The sequence below is a fragment of the Streptomyces sp. NPDC058240 genome (genome assembly GCF_042882135.1).
Classification (GTDB): domain Bacteria; phylum Actinomycetota; class Actinomycetes; order Streptomycetales; family Streptomycetaceae; genus Streptomyces.
In genome coordinates, this window is the sequence record NZ_JBHVWT010000124.1 from 1 (window position 1) to 3849 (window position 3849).

At 68.5% G+C, this 3849-nt stretch carries 4 protein-coding genes; 3 read left to right on the forward strand and 1 reads right to left on the reverse strand.

Going from position 1 to position 3849, the window contains the following annotated elements:
- The first annotated feature begins 484 nt into the window (after positions 1-484).
- A complete protein-coding gene (locus tag ACFVX4_RS41690) occupies positions 485-2104 on the forward strand; it encodes an IS4 family transposase (RefSeq protein WP_389988629.1) in 1620 nt (539 codons plus the stop codon).
- Positions 2105-2118: 14 nt separating this feature from the next.
- Positions 2119-2814: an IS5 family transposase gene (locus ACFVX4_RS41695; RefSeq protein WP_389988632.1), complete on the forward strand. Its 696-nt coding sequence runs from the start codon at positions 2119-2121 to the stop codon at positions 2812-2814.
- On the opposite strand, the gene ACFVX4_RS41700 is transcribed toward ACFVX4_RS41695, so the two are convergent.
- On the reverse strand, positions 2762-3289 hold the full coding sequence (locus ACFVX4_RS41700) for a hypothetical protein (RefSeq protein WP_389988635.1): 528 nt from the start codon (positions 3287-3289) through the stop codon (positions 2762-2764). The genes ACFVX4_RS41695 and ACFVX4_RS41700 overlap by 53 nt on opposite strands.
- Positions 3290-3430: 141 nt before the next feature.
- Here ACFVX4_RS41700 and ACFVX4_RS41705 point away from each other — a divergent pair, with 141 nt between their 5' ends.
- Positions 3431-3826 carry an SDR family NAD(P)-dependent oxidoreductase gene (locus ACFVX4_RS41705; protein WP_389988638.1) on the forward strand — a complete coding sequence of 132 codons (396 nt, stop codon included), beginning with the start codon at positions 3431-3433 and terminating at the stop codon, positions 3824-3826.
- The last annotated feature ends 23 nt before the right edge of the window (positions 3827-3849 follow it).

Below are 3849 nucleotides of genomic sequence, written 5' to 3' on the forward strand. Positions count from 1 at the left end.
CGCCGAGCACGAAGCCGCCCACTACGCGGCCCAACCCCCAGCATCACTCCAGAAAACCAGCTAACTCACTCTCCACGAAACCCGGGGCTTGACAAGCTCGGGGGTGCGATCCCATCCGAGCGGTTCCAGGAGGCCCTGTTGTCGCAGTTGTACGCGCCCGACCCCGTTGCCTTCAACTCGTCCCCTCCATCGTGTGATTGCCTCGCGCACGTGTACGGGAACGCGGCTGATCATCCTGATCGGGTGCGCCGGTATCTCTCGGACATGACGGATCCGGAGTGGGCGGCGGTGCGTCCGTTGCTGCCGGCTCCGGCCTGGCTGGAGGGCAAGGGCGGGCAGCCCGAGGGCTACTGCCACCGCTCGATGATCGACCAATGCCACGAAGTTAAGCGCTCGGCGGCGGTGTCAAGGGTGGGCGAGATGTGGGAGGGGCCTCTGCTATCCAGGGGATCGACCAAGATCTTCCTGAGAAAGCAGAGGCCCAGTGGTCCAGTCTGTCACGGGCGGAACCGATGACGTGTTCGCGCCTGGCCACATCGGCGAGTTAACGCAGGTCATCCCACCCGAGTTGGTGGATGCGGTATTGGACGAGACCGGGGCACGCGAGCGACGACTGAGAAGCCTCCCCTCTCGCGTCGGGGTGTACTTCGTGCTCGCGCTCGGCCTGTTCGGGCATCTGGGCACCGGACTGGTGTGGGGCAAACTCGCGGCCGGACTGGCCGCCAGAGTGCCGCAGCCGTCGGAGAAGGCACTTCGCGATCTGCGTCGGCGGGTCGGGGTGGCCCCGCTCAAGCGGCTGTTCGACGTGCTGGCCGGCCCGTTGGCCCAGCCGTCCACGCCCGGAGTGCGCTACCGCCGCTGGCGTACGGTCGCCTTCGACGGCTGCGGGAGCCTGTCCGTCCCCGACCACGAGCGCAACCGGTCCTGGCTCGGCCGCACCGAACGCCGCTACGGCCCGACCGGCTACCCCCGGCTGATGCTCATGACCCTGTGCGAAACCGGCACCCGCGGCCTGATCGCAGCGGTCTTCGGCCCCGCCTCCAAGGGCGAGACCGACTACGCCTACGACCTGGTCGGCCACCTGACCTCGGACATGCTCCTTCTGGCGGACCGCGCCTTCGACAGCAACGAACTGCTCGCAGACATCGCAGCTCAGGGGGCGCAGTTTCTGATTCGCGCCACCAGCACCCGACGCCCGCCGGTGCTGGCGCTGCTGCCCGACGGCTCTTACCTGACCCGGATCGGGGGCCTCCCGCTGCGGGTGATCGAGGCCGAGATCCACTCCCGCACCGCCGACGGCGGCGACTTCGGCGGGACCTACCGCCTGCTGACCACGCTCACCGACCACCGCACCGATCCAGCCGACCACCTGGTGCGTCTCTACCACGAGCGCTGGGAGATCGAGATCACCTACCTGGCTCTACGTCACACCCTGCTCAAAGGCCGAGTTCTGCGTTCGAAGGACCCGGTGGGTCTCAACCAGGAGATGTGGGGACTGCTCACCCTCTACCAGGCCCTGCGCTCGGTCATGGTGACCGCGGTGGAGACAATGCCCGGCTGCGATCCCGACCGGGCCGGCTTCACCGTCGCTCTGGAAGCCGCCCGCGACACGGTGGTCAGCCTGGTCGGAACGACCGCGGTCTCAGGGCCGAGCAGCCGCCCCGACCTGGTGGGACACATCGGCGCCCGCGTCCTGCACGCGCTGCTTCCCGGGCGCCGGATGCGACTGTCCGCCCGCATCGTCAAGTGCGGAACCTCCCGCTACAACATCTGGAACCGCGACGGACGTCCACGCGACAGCACCCTGATCACCGCCATCGAGATCACCGTGCACCCACCAGCCCTGCCCAGCGCGCAGGACCCGAGTCGGGCCCTCTCCGGCCGCTGGGGCCAGGTCTGCCAGATCTTGGCCGCGAACTCCAACCAGGCCATGCACACCCGGGACATCGCGCGGCATCTCGGGCTCCCCGCTTCGGGGCGCCCCCTCAGCAGCCTCACCGCGCAACTCTGCTATTGGGCTCGCAACGGCCGGCTCATCCGCACCGCGCCGAACACCTACAAGATCACTCTCCCTGACACCTTGACGCCACCACCGAACCCTTAACTTCGTGGCATTGGATGATCGACGCGATCCGCTACCTGGTCGCGGGCGGGATTTCCTGGCGTGCGATGCCCGCGGACTTCCCCGCCTGGGGCCGGGTCTATGCCTTCTTCCGCCGATGGCGGGAGCACGGGCTGGTCGCGGAGTTCCACGACCGGCTACGTGGGAGGGTCCGTGAGCGCGAGGGCCGGGAGGCGGAGCCTTCGGCGGGGATCATCGACGCGCAGTCGGCGCGGGCCTCCGCCTCGGTGCCGGTTTCCTCGAGCGGGTACGACGGCGGGAAGAAGGTGCCGGGCCGCAAACGGCACATCGTGACCGACACGCTCGGCCTGCTGCTGGTCGTCGCGGTGACAGCCGCGAACGTCGGCGACCGGGACGCGGCCGTGCCCCTGCTACGACGACTGCGGTCGCTGCACCGGGAGATCACTCTGGTCTGGGCCGACGGCGGTTACACCGGCGGCCTTGTCTCCTGGTGCCGTCAGGAACTCGCGCTCACTCTGGAGGTCGTCAAGCGCACCGACGCCATGGAAGGGTTCGTGGTGCTGCCCCGCAGGTGGGTGGTGGAGCGCACGTTCGCGTGGTTGATGCATTCGCGCCGTCTGGCCCGTGACTACGAAACCCTGACCGCCACCAGCGAGGCCGTGATCCAGTGGTCGATGATCACGCGGATGAGCCGACGCCTGGCCCGGCCACGGGCCCGCGAACGGCGCTGAACATCCCCGACGCTTCCTGGACCAGCCACCCGCGCTCCGCCAGTCGCCTCGCCTTCGACCGCACGCCCTCCACCTTCGCCGGCGTCGGTTCCAGCCCCAGCATCACCGCAATTTCCTTGGCCTTCACCGGCTCCTGACCCGGCCGGTCCGCCAGCATGCCCAGGATCCGCTGGTAGTCCGGCGCGAGAGCCGTCGCCGGCAGACCTTCCCGCCAGGACGGCACTGTCGTTCCCGGCAACGGCGCGGAAGCAGGCACTGATTCCGCTTCCGTCTCCGCCTCGGTCAGGGCGGTGGTCCCGGCAGCGGACGCGGCCAGGGCCTCGACGAGTTCCTCCCGCGCAATCACCCGCCGGTCCAGCTCGATCTCTGCAGCCTCCAGCGCCGCAGCCGCCCAGGCCGCCGCCTCCCGCAGATCCTCGACACGCTCGCGAGCAACCGATTCCCGCACCTCCAGCAACCCCAGAATCGACGCCACCGCACACCCCTCACCAAACCAGCGGAACAGAACGTCGGAACTCTCCCTCACTCCGACCGAAACAATGCCTGACCAGCGGAAATCAAACGATCACGTTCGGTTGAGATACGGCTTCTGAGCAGCTACGCAGGCAAGGCCGGTCTGGTCACCGGCGTCGGCAGCGGAACCGGGCGCGCCAGCGCGCTTGAGTTCGCCCAGCGCGGGGCCGCGGTCGCTGTACTCGACCTGGACGAGTACAGCGCCCGCCAGACCATGGAGCTGATCGTGAAGGAAGGCGGCCGGGCTGAGGCCGTGGCCGTGGCCGTGGCCGTCGGCATCAGCGATGAGCAGCCCGTACAGCGGACCGTGGCTCAGGTCGTGGCAACGTTCGGCGGGCTCTACTTCGCGGTGGACAACGCAGGAATCCCCTCATACAACCGGGTCCTGACAGAGATGTGCAGCCTCGTGGGTCCATGCTCGGAGAGCGGGGCCTTCCCCGTGATCGTGGACACCGGTTGTCATGCGGCGGTGGCCAGCGTAGTTGATCGCTGTTCGTAGGTGATCGGGCTGATCTGGCCGAG